This is a genomic window from Nostoc sp. UIC 10607 (assembly GCF_047228265.1).
Taxonomy (GTDB): Bacteria; Cyanobacteriota; Cyanobacteriia; order Cyanobacteriales; family Nostocaceae; genus Nostoc; species Nostoc foliaceum_A.
In genome coordinates, this window is record NZ_JBIQNW010000013.1 from 83923 (window position 1) to 98960 (window position 15038).

Here is a 15038-nt window from a genome sequence, read left to right on the forward strand (position 1 = left end):
TCCCTACTCCTCGTCCTATGGCAAAAATTTTCCCAGTTCATCCGGATAATCCTCAGAGTCGCCGAATAGAGGAAATAAAGTCGGCGCTTTCTAGTGGCGCAGTCATGCTTTACCCTACTGATACAGTTTATGCGATCGGTTGTGATTTGAATGCTAAGTCGGCGGTAGAACGAGTGCGGCAAATTAAACAGCTAGCAAATGATAAACCACTGACATTTTTATGTCCCTCGCTTTCAAATGTGGCAACTTATGCCTTCGTAAGTGACACAGCCTATCGAATTATGAAACGCTTGATTCCCGGGCCATACACGTTTTTGCTCCCAGCAACTAAATTAGTACCGCGATTGGTGCAAAGCCCCAAGCGGAAAACTACTGGAATTAGAGTTCCAAACCATACTGTGTGTTTGGAGTTGCTGGCAGCGTTGGGCAATCCGATTATTTCAACTTCAGCACATTTGCCACCAGATGAAGCAGATGATGGCATGATTCGGATAGATCCAGCAACTGTTCAGTCGCGGGTAGAGCTATTTGACCGTTTGGACAAGTTGGTCGACATCATTGTAGATACTGGCGAGGAACCTACATATGAAGTGTCTACCATCTTGGATATGACCGGAGACGAAGCAATGATTATACGGAGGGGTTTAGGTTGGGAAGCAGCAGCAGCATGGGTATAAGAATTAAACGTTCACAGGCGCACCTCTCCGTTTCGGAAATTGTGATAAAAGCGACTCCAGTTTTTAAATTGTCATATTTAAAGGCCATGTCTACGACGGGCACAGATGCAATAACAGGATGGGGTAAAAGTCGGTATAGCAAGAGATTTGACAACTTTGAGACAATGGTGGGGACATGAGTACCCATGTCAATTTGGTGGCTTGTGAAAAAACCGACACATTGCCATAACCGTAACTCTTTCGTATTTCCTACAGTTTTATATATGAGCTTTAGATGTGAGCATTATATACGGCAAGTCTTAATGGATGAATACCCAAAAATTCACAAGCCTTGGCTAGCCTTGATTGCTGTGTCTGCGTTGTAATTACGGTGCAATACTACTCCCTGGAAAATTCATGAAAGCTAACGTCGTCAATCTACCAAACTCTACACCCATTTTTAATAACCACCTTTCGACTGAAGAATTTTCAGACAGCAGCAGTGAAACCTTAATTGAATTGCTCTGTCACGAAATGCAAGCGCAAGTAAAAGCAGCACCGAGGTGCGTAGAAGCTTTAGCAAAGCGCATAACCATAGAAGTAGAACGCATTTGCGATAAAAGCTCCCGTATCCAAACATCTGGGGAAATCAAGTCCTGGCAGATTACGTTGGGAAGGCATCGGATGCAAAAGTGCTTACGTTACTACCAACTAGGTTCCAAACAAGGACGCGTGGAATTACATAGCAATTTGGGTGCTATGGTTTACCGCCATGTAACTATATCTGGCTCTGAGTTGGGTTTTGAGGCTCGTTACAGCCTAATTGAAGATTTTCTACAAGCGTTTTATATCGAAGCTATTAAAGCTTTCCGCAGAGAAAACGAACTACCTAATGATCACACGCCGCGTACTCAGCTGCAATTAGCTGAATATATGGCATTTACAGAACAGTATGCTAAACGCCGGATCAATTTACCTGGTGGTGCAAATCAGCAATTGATTATCTTACGGGCCCAAGGTTTTGCTCGTCGTCAGCCCCAAGAAACTACCGTGGATATCGAAATGGCGGTAGAGTCTGCTAAGGGTGAAGAGGCAGAATCTTACCAGCGTAACTCGGCGGTGCAACAGCTGCGATCGCAAATGGTAGCCCAAACTAATTTCGATCCATCTGAAGAGTCAGAACGCGATCGCGTCATCACTGAATTGATGAAATACCTGGAGTCTCAAGGTCAATCTGACTGTATGAACTACCTCAGCCTGAAACTCCAAGACCTCTCAGCCCCAGAAATTGACCAAATTCTCGGTTTAACCAGCCGTCAGCGCGATTATCTCCAACAGCGCTTTAAATACCATGTAGAAAAGTTTGCCAAGCAACACCATTGGCAATTGGTACATCAATGGTTAGGTGCGGGTTTAGAGCAAAAATTGGGTTTATCTTCTCAGCAGTGGGAAATCTTTGTGAATCAACTCACAGAACAGCAACAGCAAATATTACAGCTAAAAACTGCCCGACAAAACGACCAAGCGATCGCTAAAGCCATCAAATGCACTCCCAAACAGCTACAAAAACGTTGGACTCAACTGTTAGAACTAGCATGGGCTATCCGTAATGGCCATACTGAGGCACAGACAGGCTAAGGCCAAATAACTAAAATTTATATGCCAGTTGAAGGCGCAGAATATGGGATGTAACAAAAAGTGCATTTAAACCCCACTTGAAACAGCACTGCTTTTAAAAGCAGGGAAATCAAACACTTTTTAATGATGAATTTTGATATAAATTCACCCATGTTTATCATTAAAATTTAACTGTGTTTTAAAGAAAGTTTTTCTAAATTCTACTCATGTAAAAAAACAATTATGAAAGAAATCAGTAAGTCTACAAAAGCAACAGCATAATGGATTCCATTAACTCCAAAAAATATTGGTAAAATGAGATTATATTTATGATTAGTGTAATTACTCCTATGAGTTTACCTTTGTCTATAGCTTGAAATAATTTAATACTGCATCAAGCAAAAGAAGCCAATAATATTAAAAAAGTAACAATACGAAAGTTCAGTAAATCGTTATAAGTTATATTAAAATCTGGTATTAACCAGCGAATATAGATTTCTGAAAATAGCTGTGCAGATATCCTGCCCGTAAGCTTTAAGATTTACTAAACTGTTTCTGGTGGTAAAATACCCCATCAATTTCAAATTTGGGTTCTTTGACAGCTACCGCATCAAATCGTTCCTTCTGCCTCTTGCCTTTTTCGGGAAGTAGTTTCATTTGTTGAGGTATTTGTCCAGAGTTCAAATAGCAAAGTGGGGTATTGTTGAAAAAGTTTTTAGAAAATTGAGCCTAGACGCATATTTCTTTCTTCAACTTAATCATTTCACCCCCGATTGCACCCGCCACAAATTAGCATAAATCCTGTTTTTATCCAACAATTCTTCATGAGTTCCCGACTCAACCAACTCGCCATATTCCATTACATAAATACAATCGGCATTGCGGATAGTCGAAAGACGATGGGCTATAGCTATCGTAGTTCGATTAACGGTAATCCGTTCTAAAGAACGCTGAATTGCCGCTTCGGTTTCATTATCTACCGCTGATGTAGCTTCATCTAAAACTAATATAGGTGGATTTTTTAAAACAGCCCTAGCGATCGCAATTCGTTGCCGTTGTCCACCAGATAATTTTTGACCACGTTCTCCGACTATCGTCTCATAACTTTGAGGAAGCCGCATAATAAAATCATGCGCTTCGGCGATTTTGGCAGCTTCAATTATTTGTTCATCATTGGCATCAAAAGTACCGTAGGCGATATTTTCAGCAACAGTACCATGAAATAAGAATACATCCTGACTTACCAAGCCAATACTGCGACGCAAATCACGTAAATTTAATTTTTGGATATCAATACCATCAATAGTAATCTTTCCAGAAGAAATGTCATAAAATCGCAATAGTAACTTAACTAAAGTGCTTTTACCAGAACCTGTAGAACCAACAATAGCAATAGTTTGACTTTGGGGAATATGTAAGGATAGCTTCTTAATTACTGGTTCTCTATCTTGATAAGCAAAAGTGACTTGCTTGAAGTCAATTTCACCACGTACCTGAGCAGTATTTAAAGATATATCTCCCCTAATAATATTAATGGGAGCATCCAACAAATTCAGGACACGATTGGCAGAAGCCATTGACCTTTGATATTTATCAAATATTTCCCCTAATGATACTAAGGGCCACAATAACCTCTGTACTAAAACCAGTAAAACACTGTAATTACCAATAGATATCGTACCAGCAGATGTTGCCATACCTCCCCAAAATAGTAAAGCTGTGAATCCTATTAAAACTAGCATTCTGATTAAAGGAATAAATGCAGCTGAAAGTTTAATTGCCTTAGCATTACTTTTTCTATACGCTTCGCTTTCGTCTGCCAATCTAGCACTTTCATATTCTTCAGCTGTGAAACTCTTAATTGTGTTAATTCCACTAAGATTATTTGCTAATCGTGAGTTCAGAAAACCTACCTTTTCCCGCACATCAGCATAACGACTTTCTAGACGCTTTTGATAAATAAAAGAACCCCAAACAATAAATGGCATTGGCAGCATTACTACTAAGGTAATGGAGGGTGGTAAAATCCAGAAAGCACCACCAGTTAAAATGATGATTGAAGTACTAATCTGGATGATGTCGTTAGCTCCAAAATTTAAAAAATCTTCTAACTGATTGATGTCATCATTCAGAATTGACATCAAGCCCCCAGTGCTACTTTCTTCAAAATAAGCTGAATCTAATTCTTGTACATGATTGTAAGTATCCAAACGTAAATCATGCTGAATATTTTGGGCTAAATTACGCCACAGTCTATCATAAGCATACTGAGAAACTGATTCAAATATCCAAATAATTACAGTGATAAATGAAAGTAACAAAAATTGCGAAAATATATCTTGAATTCCCAACTTTCCAATTATGGAATCTTGCTGCTTGACGAGAATATCTACCGCAGTACCAATCAGCCAAGGTGGTGCCAAATCTAATATTGTATTGATTATTGAAAATAATGTTGCTTGCCAAATTTGTTGGCGATGCCGTCTTCCATAGTTGAGTAAACGTTGTAAAGGATGGGCTGAATTTCTAGGCTTCTGAGATATTTGAGGAGATTTAGATTTGATTTTCACGACTTTTTTTGTTTGTAGTTATGGGTCAATGCGTCATTTCCCAAAATTCATCACACACTGCCCTACAAGTCAGACTTAGGGCTTCTTTTTGCCTTGGCTAAAAACGAACACCTCAGTAATTTAATGCCACTGAAAATGCTAAAAATACAGGAATGGTTGCATAACTACAGCCTTGCTGCAAAAAAGTTTGTTGAGTATGATGTACTATCTCTGAATCAATAAATAATTCTCTATCAGAGTAGCAGCTAATGCCTCACCAATAATACTAGTTCTCAAAAAAGTTAAGATTATCGCAACTCCTATTCCCTTTGACTTTTCTGCCTTTGACTTGTCTGGTTAAGGCTTCTTCGCTGACTAACTGTTGGATACGATTGAATTGGCACTGAGTCTGATCTAAACTCAAGGGTGCGCTCAACGTACTTTACTGCATTGGCTGACCACCCGACACGAAAATCGATTCGATTGTCTACGTTAAAAAAATGGACTTTGATAAGGAGTTTTAGCCTTAACCCCGCTTAACGCACTCGTCCAATTATCCAAATCTCACTTGCTGCGATCGCGTTTCTCAAAAAACTATCTTGATAAAAGCAGAGGGTTATTGCCTGCCTACCGCAAATCATTTCAGAAATCAAAGCAGATTCCTATATATTAATGATGACTGCTTAATTTACTCTTGACTATTACTGTTCCCTGTTGGGGAAATTTTACCGTAAAACTTGTTCCGCCTTCTACCTTACTATCTACATAAATTTCTCCATGATGTATTTCTAAGCACTTTTTCACCACAGCCAGTCCTAGTCCAGTGCCAACAATCTTGCCTACATTCTTGGCACGATGAAAAGGCTCAAATAAATGCTGCTGAAATTCGGAAGGAATTCCTATTCCATTATCTTGAACTTGGAAAAATATTGCATCTAGTTCACAACTAAGAACTAGAAAAATGCTTCCCTTTGGAGGTGAGTATTTCATGGCATTTGAGAGTAAATTGCTCAGAATTGAATACAGCAAATTTTCATCTAACTTGGCATGAGTACAGTTACCTTGAGTGAGAAATTTAATAGTATGCTGTTGTTGATTGCAAAATTGGAGGTCTTCTATCAAATTAATGCAAAATGCTTCCAAATCCATCAGTTCTGGATGAAATTCTAATTTACCAGCTTCTGCTCTAGTCAAAGTTAAAATATCGGTCAATAACTGGTTCATTGATCTAGCTGAAGATTGAATACGATACAGATTTTTAAGTTTCTTCTCTTCTGTCCACTGCTGATTACTTTGAGACAATAGTTGAGCCGATCCTAAAATAATACTCAATGGTGTACGAAATTCATGGGATACCATTGAAAAAAAGCGCAATTTCAATTCACTAAGTTCTTTTTCTTGAGCTAATGTTTGTTGATTAGCTTCTGCTTGCTGACGCTTAAGCAGTTGTTGATAAAGCAAAGAATAAACGCCTAATAAAATTGCAAAACTCAGCAAAGTACCGAGGAATTCAATCGACATTCGGTTGCGAATATTGTCTTGGGAATGTCTGACTGATATTTGCAGTAACTGCTCTTCCCTAGCTTGCATTTGGGTAAGTGTTTCGCGGACTTGATTACGGTTTTGATTGCTTTTATTAACCAGGGGTGCTTGAATAGCAAAGGTTGATTTACCTTCTTCTTTGAGGTTAATCGATTGTTTAGATAATTCAACTCTTTGAGCAATGAGGAATTTTAGTTTCGTTAGTTGCTGCTGTTGATAAGAGTCATCAGCAATTTGTTGCTGCAACTTTTTGACTTTGGTATCTAGACTTTGTATTGCCTGATAGTAACGTTTGAGTTCTGATTGCTCTCCATAGAGAATATAGCCCCTGCGTCCGGCTTCTGCATCAGTTAGTGTAGCGAAGATATCGGTAACGTTTTTCATTACCTCATGTGTATCCTTGACTTGATTACTACTTTCAATTAACTGAGTAGCGTTTTGGTAAGAAATTAGACTAACTATACTCATTAATAATAAGGATAAGCCAAAGCCAGAGGCAATCCATTTCCTTTCCAGTGACCATTTCATAAAAAAATTAATTAAATTAATTAATGGTTTAGAGCCGATATCTTATACAGAACTTTACATCAAGGTAAATATTTTTCCAATAGAAACTTAGTCAAAAGGTCTTTTAATTCTAACCGATTTATAACCGATTTTTACCCAATCTTTTGACATCTAAGGTTTAAAATCGAGAAAATATAAAAATTTAGTAAATAGTTTAACTTTTTAGATTGAATTTTAACACTTTTAGTAAAACATAATTTAATTATTTAAAGTGTTAAATCTACTTAATATTGCCAATTTAACTCTATAACAATTAATAGCCTAGCTTTACAAAATGAATTTTAGTTTAATTTACAAGTGAGGAAATCTAATTGCCGTGTCTTCGTTTAAAACTTTTGAAAAAAACAATCACAAACTCAGATTTTACCTAGTTTTAGATTTTTACAAGGAGTCGGCCAAATAACTGACACTACGCTCTTATCAATTACTATGCTATCAAGTTCTATGCTAGCTGGAGGACTAGGGACAACAACCAACAATTATCTAGCCGCGCAACAGGCGGAGGTATGGTGGCTCCTATTTGTCGTGATTTTATGCAGAAGGCACTTAAGGGTGTACCAGTAGAAAACTTTAAGCCAGCTTCTAAATTTCCTCGTCCTAAATCAAATTAGAAGTATTAAGGTTAGGTATTGGGATTCATCCTAGTTTTTAAATTGATAAATATTCTAAAACAATGCGAATTTTGGTAGTTGAAGATGATGTCCAGTTAGCAGAGATGCTGATGGAAGCCCTGACTGACCGTCAATATGTGGTGGATATAGCCCAGGATGGAGAGCAAGCGTGGGATTGCATCAAAGTGTTGGAATATGATTTAGTGGTGCTAGATGTTACCTTACCAAAGTTGGATGGTGTGAGTTTTTGTCAACGCTTGCGATCGCCTATGGTGGGGCGTAGCCCATCGCGTAATAGCACAATACCCGTCCTCATGTTAACAGCACGTGATACCCTTGGTGACAAAATTACTGGGTTGGATGCTGGAGCAGATGATTACATGGTCAAACCTTTTGAAATGCCAGAGTTAATGGCTCGTGTTCGCGCATTGTTACGCCGTAATAGTGCCGCAGCATCTTTCCCAGACCTTGGTTGGGGTGGTTTGCGTTTAAATTCCAGCACTTATGAAGTCACCTATACTGATCAGCCTTTACACCTAACGCCCAAAGAATTTGCTCTTCTAGAATTAATGGTTTCTAGCGGTCGGCGGGTGCTAAGTCGAGCCGGAATTATTGAGCGTATTTGGTCACTTGATGACCCTCCTAGCGAAGAAACTGTTAAGTCTCACATTAAGAGTTTACGGTATAAACTTAAAGACGCAGGTGCGCCTGATGACTTTATTGAAACAGTTCATGGATTGGGCTATCGCTTAAAGCAGCTTTAGAAAACTAACCGATTTCTACCTGATATTTACCCTTTCTCTTTACAACTGATTGTTAAACTAAAATTAATGTAATTAACCTCTTCTTTTACACCAGAACACTAGAGTTCTCCAAACCAATTTAATTATTGGTTTGGAGAATTTTAATTTTTACGTCAATAAAGCAAAAAATACATAATTATTTTATTTTTAATCCTTAATTATTAAATAGCATCTCAAAATAAGATACAAGTTTACAATAATCTTGGCTCAAATTCTTCTTAAATTAAATAGTGTTGAATCATAATTAAATTATGAATTATGATTGCTGACTCCTGAATTCTTTCTGGCTAATTTTTTAATAACCGATTTTTACCCAATTACTAACCGATATTTAAACTTCTAAAGTGTAATATCCAGAACAAAAGTATTTTTGGAAAGTAAATTTCAGCTTTTAGGAGATTTTTATGTCTCATTTTTCAGTGAATATTTCTAATATTGTTATTAGCAACGAAGAGTATCGCAAGCTTAAAAATTATGCAGGAGAGCATCAGATATCAATTAATGAAGCACTTCGGTTATTAATTGATTCTCTTCCAGAATGCTCCCAAACGAATAAAAAGTTAAGTCGAAGTTATTCGTTTATGTTTCCTAGAAGGTTTTTACACATTTCCTTGAATGATAGGTAACTTGTAAAATTTTTTACTATAAATAACCTAGCTGTGGATTTTTCTGTAATCTAGAAATAAATTTTAATTATGAATACTCTTGCTTCTTTGAGTTTAGTTAAATGTCCAGAAAAATCTGCTCAAGAAACGCCAAATTCTCAACCCATTTATGCACTAATTTCAGTTCATGGCGACCCTACAGCTGAAATTGGTAAAGAAGGAGCAGGTGGTCAAAATGTCTACGTGCGAGAATTGGGGTTAGCATTAGCAAAACGCGGCTGTCAGGTTGATATGTTTACCCGACGCGAATACCCTAACCAAGAAGAAATTGTGGAATTAGCACCAGGGTGTCGCACAATTCGTCTAAATGCTGGCCCAGCAGAATTCATTTCTAGAAATAATTTATTTGAATATCTACCGGAATTTGTAGAAGCTTGGCTGAATTTTCAACAACGAACAGGGCGTAGCTATGCACTGATTCACACTAATTATTGGCTTTCTGCTTGGGTGGGATTGCAACTTAAATCTCGATTGGGACTACCCCAAGTTCATACCTATCACTCTATAGGGGCAGTTAAATATCGGAATGTGGAAAATCCACCGCAGATTGCTGCGATTCGCCATTGTGTAGAGAAAGCAATTTTAGAACAAGCAGATTGTGTAATATCCACCAGCCCCCAAGAAGCAGAAGATTTACGTCAGTTAATTTCGCAACATGGACGTATTAAAGTCATTCCCTGTGGAATTAATACTGAACACTTTGGTTCTATAAGTAAAGAAGTTGCTCGCCAACAGTTGGGAATTGCTTCAGATTCTCAGATTATCTTGTATGTAGGACGCTTTGACCCTCGCAAGGGAGTTGAAACCTTAGTAAAAGCCTGCGCCAGTTTGCCTGATACATTTCAATTCTATCTAGTTGGTGGCAGCCGTGAAGATGGAGCAGACTTCCAAGAACAACAACGCATTCAAACTTTGGTGAACGAACTGGGATTGGAAGCAGTTACAGTTTTCACGGGACGAATCTCTCAAACACTATTACCTGCTTACTACGCCGCAGGGGATATCTGCATTGTACCGAGTTACTACGAACCTTTTGGCTTAGTTGCGATTGAAGCAATGGCAGCCGGAACACCTGTGATTGCTAGTAATGTGGGAGGATTACAGCATACGGTGGTACATGGTGAAACTGGGCTTTTGGTTCCTCCCTGTGATTCTACAGCATTAGCGATCGCTATTCACAATCTGTTAAAAAATCCGCCTCTAAAAGAGAGCTATGGCAATGCTGCACAGAATTGGGTTCAGTCTCGTTTTAGCACTCAGGGAGTTGCGGCTCAAGTTCACGAACTCTACCAATCTTTAACACTTGATACGTTTGTTCAAGAAATTATTCAAGCTAAAAATTTAACTCCAGAGTTGGAAAAGCAAATCCAAAATTTGTTAAAATCGAAAGCTTTAAAATCTCGTGAAATTAAAGCTCTAGAAAAATTAATTGACTCCTTTTATAATGGTATTTTGAAGTGGGCAACGAGTTAAATTCAAAGTAAAAGCTGAGATAGTCGCCAAGTTAGTGTTTGAAATTTTGTAATCTGAGCAAAAAGCTTTAATTAGTCTATTTACAGAGTATTCTAGTTGACGTTTGATAAAATATCTAGAAACAATATTTCATTTAGTGTTAAAGCCGAGAGTGTAACGGCTTTTAGCACAGCACATACAACGCTAACACTAGTGTTATTAATACAGAGGTAAGGCTATACTTCCGTATTGAAATATATAAGTTATCTACACATCTTTAAATTTATGTAATTTTTTAACAAGTGGAAACAAGCAAATATGAAACTACTTTTAGTTATTGAATTAGATAATACCTTGGTTGGTAACAATCGAGCTATTGCCGCTTTAAACCAAAGGCTAGAAGCTATACGCAACCAGATGTACTTAGTCTATATTACTGGTCGGTCTTATGCTTCTAGTCGTCGGGTGATAACACAAGCACAGCTTTTGAAGCCCGATTATTTGATTGCTAGTGTAGGTACTGAGATTTATCAACAGGGTGTGCTTTTAGAAAATGATTGGGCAAATCAAATCTCAAAAGATTGGGATTGGGATGCAGTTTGGACAATTGCTAGCTACTTTTCTGCACTGATACCTCAACCCGACAGTGAACAAACTCCCTATAAATTAAGCTTTTGGCTAGATATGGATGCGTCGCTTGAGGTTATTCATGATTTAGAAGATTTGTTAGCTTTTACTGGATTGCAGACTCAGGTAGTTTTCAGCAATGGGCGAGATGTTGATATCATACCCAAGAACAGTAATAAGGGTAAAGCAACTGCATATCTGCAACAATTGCTGCAAGCGCAATCAGATGCAACCGTTATCTGTGGTGGTTCTGGAAATGACATCAGTTTATTTCAACAGCCATCAGCTGGGATTATCGTTGCTAATGCCCAGACCGAACTTCTGTGGTGGTATTATAAGACACATTACCCTTGGCACTTTCTAGCTCACTACCCTGGTGCCGCAGGTATTCTTGAAGGATTGATTTATTTTAATATTTTGCCATTTCCTAACAGATGGCGATGGGCTACGCCCCATCATAGGTGATCACAACCTATTCCAAATTAACTTTGAATGTCAAAAATTGCCCCGCACTTAGCTTCTTAAAGTACGGGGATATTTCACTAGGAGTTATCTCAAAGCCATTTAGCTTCTTCTGTCACGTAATCGCTCATCGTTCTTATTAATGTCTAATTCCTCACGACGAACAGTACCTTCGGCTTCAACTGTATCCTGTTCAACTACTTTCTTAATTTTCACTTCCTCACGCAAAACGGCTTCCTTCTGAATATCAGGGGTTTCTTCATAAAGATCCATGCGAGTAACTTCTCCTTCGCGGAAGTCAGCCTCAGCAGGCGATACAGTTCTACCAGACTGTTCTGGAGTAGTGCGTTCAATGATTATGCGTTCTTTTTCAACTGGTATAGCAACCCTTGCCGTCTCAGTTTCCACATGTTTGCCAATAGATACTTCTCCTGTCTTAACACGGGATTTATTGGCAACTAAACGTTCTTCGTATAGTTTCAGGTTTTGATGATCCTGCTGATTCATATTGTAAAGATTTGGTTCATCTTCATACCTGTATGCATTACGATCGCCAGAGATTGGTGGTGCATTTACAGGTGTCGATGTATCTAAAGTTGCTTGTCTGATTGGAGTCCGATAAACTCCCCGCACCCGTTCCTCATAATCGTAATCAATCTGTTCCAAATTATTAAAATCTGGTAAGCTTTCTACTTGCTGCTTCGTCAGCCCGATAGCATACACGCGCCGATTGCTATAGCTTATTCGGGAACGCCCAATTGGTAACAATACTTGTCTACCAAAGAACCAAAAACCTGTATCAACAACTAAATAGCGCACGCGACCCGAATCATCCACCAAGATGTGTTTGACACTGCCAACTTTATCGTCATCTATGTCTGAATAGACATCAAAATTCTTAAGGTCGTAGTTATCAAAATCTGCATTGCCATAGTTGGCAGCAAACTCTTCCAGTTTGTATAAAGCCATATTCTTTTTGCTCCAACATCTATACTTACAATTTTAAAAATAAGATTTTTTACTACTTCTTTCTAAAGAAAGATATTAGGTACTTGATTTAATTTATAACTATATCTTAAAGTTTTCAGAAAAGTATATTTTAGGACGAGATACAACCTCTGACTAAGATATTGGAGGTTTGTAACTATGTTTTTCAAACTAAAATAAGCCAAATGCCGCTAATATTAGCTTTAATTAAAGACCAGTCACATTCATTGAGTATTTTGGTTGTTGACAGGAGTAGTAACAACATATTGATTAGCAGATGAATTAGTAGGAAGTGGTTCTATTTTTCCTTGGTACACTAAAGTTTGATAAACTAAAGATGTAATCTCTCCTCTAGTTGAAGGTTTACTGGGATTAAGAAGTTTAGGATTTGGATGGTTGACCACTATATTTTTTTAGTCGCTGTCGCTACATCTCCAACTGCATATTACGGAATCTTATTGGCATCTGCGTAAGTGTATCAGTGGTTAAATTCAGACCTGTCTTTAAAGCAACTATTGCCTCAACCTTAGAAACCGATTGATTGGGACGAAAATAACCACCAGAATAACCCGACATAAATCCTTATTGATATGCTTCTTCAATGGTTATTAGTAAATAGTGGAGATTTAGTGGAGAAAATTCTACAACGGCTTTAAATACTACTAAAGGCTGATTATACTTATTACTTTAGGTATAGATAACGCAACAGTCAAAATATCAAAATCATCAATATTTTAGTAAAGGCTCATAATAAGAGGATGTTTTAAAATTCCTCTTGTCGGTATCAAAAGTTTGATATCCCTCTAAATTCCCCGATAAATTGGGGAACTTTGATTCCGATTCTCTTCTTTTAAGGGAGTTAGGGGGATCAACAAGGGTCTAAAATCACTGCCAAACACTTTCAAACAACCTATAAGAGAAAAATCCTAAGTTTAGTAATAAGAATCTAAAATTTTGGTTAAAAAATAGCGAATTTTTCCACGTTTTTCCACTATATAGATTTATATTAAATCCAAAAGATAACGTTATAAAACCTTACTTAATAACCTGTTTTTCTATTTAACTTATCAGTTATTTTACTAGTTCATACCAATTTTTAGACAAAATAAAATATTAATTAAGGATGAGATACATCTTTCAAAAAATCTTTCTTTAGATAGTAGAGTTATTGTCTGAAAAAACAAGATGGTTAGCGTTAGGAGGTGAAAATGCGTCAACTCATTATCCAAGTACCACGGGGAAACGGAAAAGCTGTTATCGATATTGCCAAATCTCATAACGGCACAAATCTAGCTCGATTTGAAGGAAATGGAGAAGAACCGATTGATGTAGTGATTGTTCATGTTTCTAATCGAGAAGTTGGCAAAGTTCTGGAGAAGTTGCAAGACTTGCCCAAAGTGCAGATTACGCTCATACCAACTGGTGTGATGATTCTGCAACCACCTGCATCGGAAGCGCCCCAACAAGTTGTAGATGTGGAAGAACGCAGTCCGATTGAGATTTTTCTTTCTGGTTTACAAAGTGTTGGCTCTTGGCAAGGTTTTCTTGGTTATGCAGCACTAGCAGGCTTTGTAGTCTGGATTGGCTTGTATACTAATACAGCTTACTTGCTGGTGGCGGCGATGCTTATTGCTCCGTTTGCAGGCCCGGCGATGAATACAGCGATCGCTACTGCATGGGGCGATCGCAAACTCTTAGGGCGGAGTGTTTTACGGTATTTTGCAGCTTTAGCAGTCACAATTGCTACTACTTGGCTACTTAGTCTGATATTACGGCAAGAAATTCCCACCAGTTTAATGGTACAAAGTAGCCAAGTTTCAGCAGTCGCAGTGATTTTGCCATTGGCAGCCGGAGCAGCAGGGGCGCTCAACTTGATGCAGTCAGAACGGAGTAGTTTAGTATCTGGGGCAGCGACCGGAATGTTAGTTGCCGCTTCCTTAGCTCCATCTGCGGGAATTGTCGGTATGGCAAGTGCAATTGGCAGATGGGACATGGTAATTTCGGGGCTATTCTTGCTGTTTTTGCAACTATGCGGCATTAATTTTTCAGCATCCCTCTTATTCCGAATATTCGGGCTGTCTGCTCAAGGAACTCGCTATGGGCGTGGTAAAAAACGGGTATTCGGTATTGCTTTAGTGATATCTGTCATCGCATTGGCAGGTTTGCTGACTTGGCAGTTTTCCCATTCTCCCAATTTACAACGCTCTAGCCTTGCCCAACGTGCCAACGCCCAAGTTCAGAAAACTGTGGAGCAAGTTGGTTTAGCAAAATTAGTGGAGTCGAATGTCCGCTTTACACGATCCAATATTGAAGGTCAGGATACCCTGCTATCTGTTGTTTATGTACAGCGTCAACCGGGAGTTACAGCGTCTAGTGAAGAAATTCGCTTACGCCTCACCCAATCAATTCAAACCCAATTATTGAAACAGGACTTAAATGTAACACCTCTAGTTGATGTCAACGTGCTAGAAACACCTGCTAGTAAACAATAAGACCAATT

General features: G+C 38.3%; 9 protein-coding genes. 6 read left to right on the top strand and 3 right to left on the bottom strand.

The window, feature by feature from the left end; translation table 11 throughout:
* Window positions 1–17 precede the first annotated feature (17 nt).
* Window positions 18–677 (top strand): L-threonylcarbamoyladenylate synthase, encoded by a 660-nt coding sequence (locus ACEYW6_RS14675; RefSeq protein WP_190893451.1) that lies wholly within the window; start codon window positions 18–20, stop codon window positions 675–677.
* 396 nt (window positions 678–1073) lie between these two features.
* Window positions 1074–2294 (top strand): HetZ-related protein, encoded by a 1221-nt coding sequence (locus ACEYW6_RS14680; protein WP_412980269.1) that lies wholly within the window; start codon window positions 1074–1076, stop codon window positions 2292–2294.
* Between the two features lie 737 nt (window positions 2295–3031).
* On the opposite strand, the gene ACEYW6_RS14685 is transcribed toward ACEYW6_RS14680, so the two are convergent.
* The gene (locus tag ACEYW6_RS14685) at window positions 3032–4843 is read right to left on the bottom strand and encodes an ABC transporter ATP-binding protein (protein ID WP_412980270.1); all 1812 of its coding nucleotides are present in this window, start codon (window positions 4841–4843) and stop codon (window positions 3032–3034) included.
* Window positions 4844–5491: 648 nt separating this feature from the next.
* Window positions 5492–6892, bottom strand: a complete 1401-nt coding sequence (locus tag ACEYW6_RS14690; protein ID WP_412980271.1) for an ATP-binding protein — start codon at window positions 6890–6892, stop codon at window positions 5492–5494.
* A 712-nt stretch (window positions 6893–7604) separates the two neighbouring features.
* Here ACEYW6_RS14690 and ACEYW6_RS14695 point away from each other — a divergent pair.
* From ACEYW6_RS14695 to ACEYW6_RS14705, 3 genes are all read left to right on the top strand, one after another.
* Window positions 7605–8306, top strand: a complete 702-nt coding sequence (locus tag ACEYW6_RS14695; RefSeq protein WP_412980272.1) for a response regulator transcription factor — start codon at window positions 7605–7607, stop codon at window positions 8304–8306.
* 734 nt (window positions 8307–9040) lie between these two features.
* Window positions 9041–10483 (top strand): glycosyltransferase, encoded by a 1443-nt coding sequence (locus tag ACEYW6_RS14700; protein ID WP_412980273.1) that lies wholly within the window; start codon window positions 9041–9043, stop codon window positions 10481–10483.
* Between the two features lie 297 nt (window positions 10484–10780).
* Window positions 10781–11554, top strand: coding sequence for a sucrose-phosphate phosphatase (locus ACEYW6_RS14705; protein ID WP_196513711.1), 774 nt, complete (start codon window positions 10781–10783; stop codon window positions 11552–11554).
* A gap of 99 nt (window positions 11555–11653) precedes the next feature.
* Here ACEYW6_RS14705 and ACEYW6_RS14710 read toward each other — a convergent pair whose 3' ends face one another.
* On the bottom strand, window positions 11654–12520 hold the full coding sequence (locus tag ACEYW6_RS14710; RefSeq protein WP_412980274.1) for a DUF2382 domain-containing protein: 867 nt from the start codon (window positions 12518–12520) through the stop codon (window positions 11654–11656).
* Between the two features lie 1226 nt (window positions 12521–13746).
* Here ACEYW6_RS14710 and ACEYW6_RS14715 point away from each other — a divergent pair.
* Window positions 13747–15030: a DUF389 domain-containing protein gene (locus tag ACEYW6_RS14715; RefSeq protein ID WP_412980275.1), complete on the top strand. Its 1284-nt coding sequence runs from the start codon at window positions 13747–13749 to the stop codon at window positions 15028–15030.
* Window positions 15031–15038: the final 8 nt, after the last annotated feature.

Coding starts and splice junctions, on each gene's coding strand:
- ACEYW6_RS14700 (WP_412980273.1), top strand. CDS start 9,041: ATGAATACTCTTGCTTCTTTGAGTTTAGTTAAATGTCCAGAAAAATCT.
- ACEYW6_RS14705 (WP_196513711.1), top strand. CDS start 10,781: ATGAAACTACTTTTAGTTATTGAATTAGATAATACCTTGGTTGGTAAC.
- ACEYW6_RS14675 (WP_190893451.1), top strand. CDS start 18: ATGGCAAAAATTTTCCCAGTTCATCCGGATAATCCTCAGAGTCGCCGA.
- ACEYW6_RS14710 (WP_412980274.1), bottom strand. CDS start 12,520: ATGGCTTTATACAAACTGGAAGAGTTTGCTGCCAACTATGGCAATGCA.
- ACEYW6_RS14690 (WP_412980271.1), bottom strand. CDS start 6,892: ATGAAATGGTCACTGGAAAGGAAATGGATTGCCTCTGGCTTTGGCTTA.
- ACEYW6_RS14695 (WP_412980272.1), top strand. CDS start 7,605: ATGCGAATTTTGGTAGTTGAAGATGATGTCCAGTTAGCAGAGATGCTG.
- ACEYW6_RS14715 (WP_412980275.1), top strand. CDS start 13,747: ATGCGTCAACTCATTATCCAAGTACCACGGGGAAACGGAAAAGCTGTT.
- ACEYW6_RS14680 (WP_412980269.1), top strand. CDS start 1,074: ATGAAAGCTAACGTCGTCAATCTACCAAACTCTACACCCATTTTTAAT.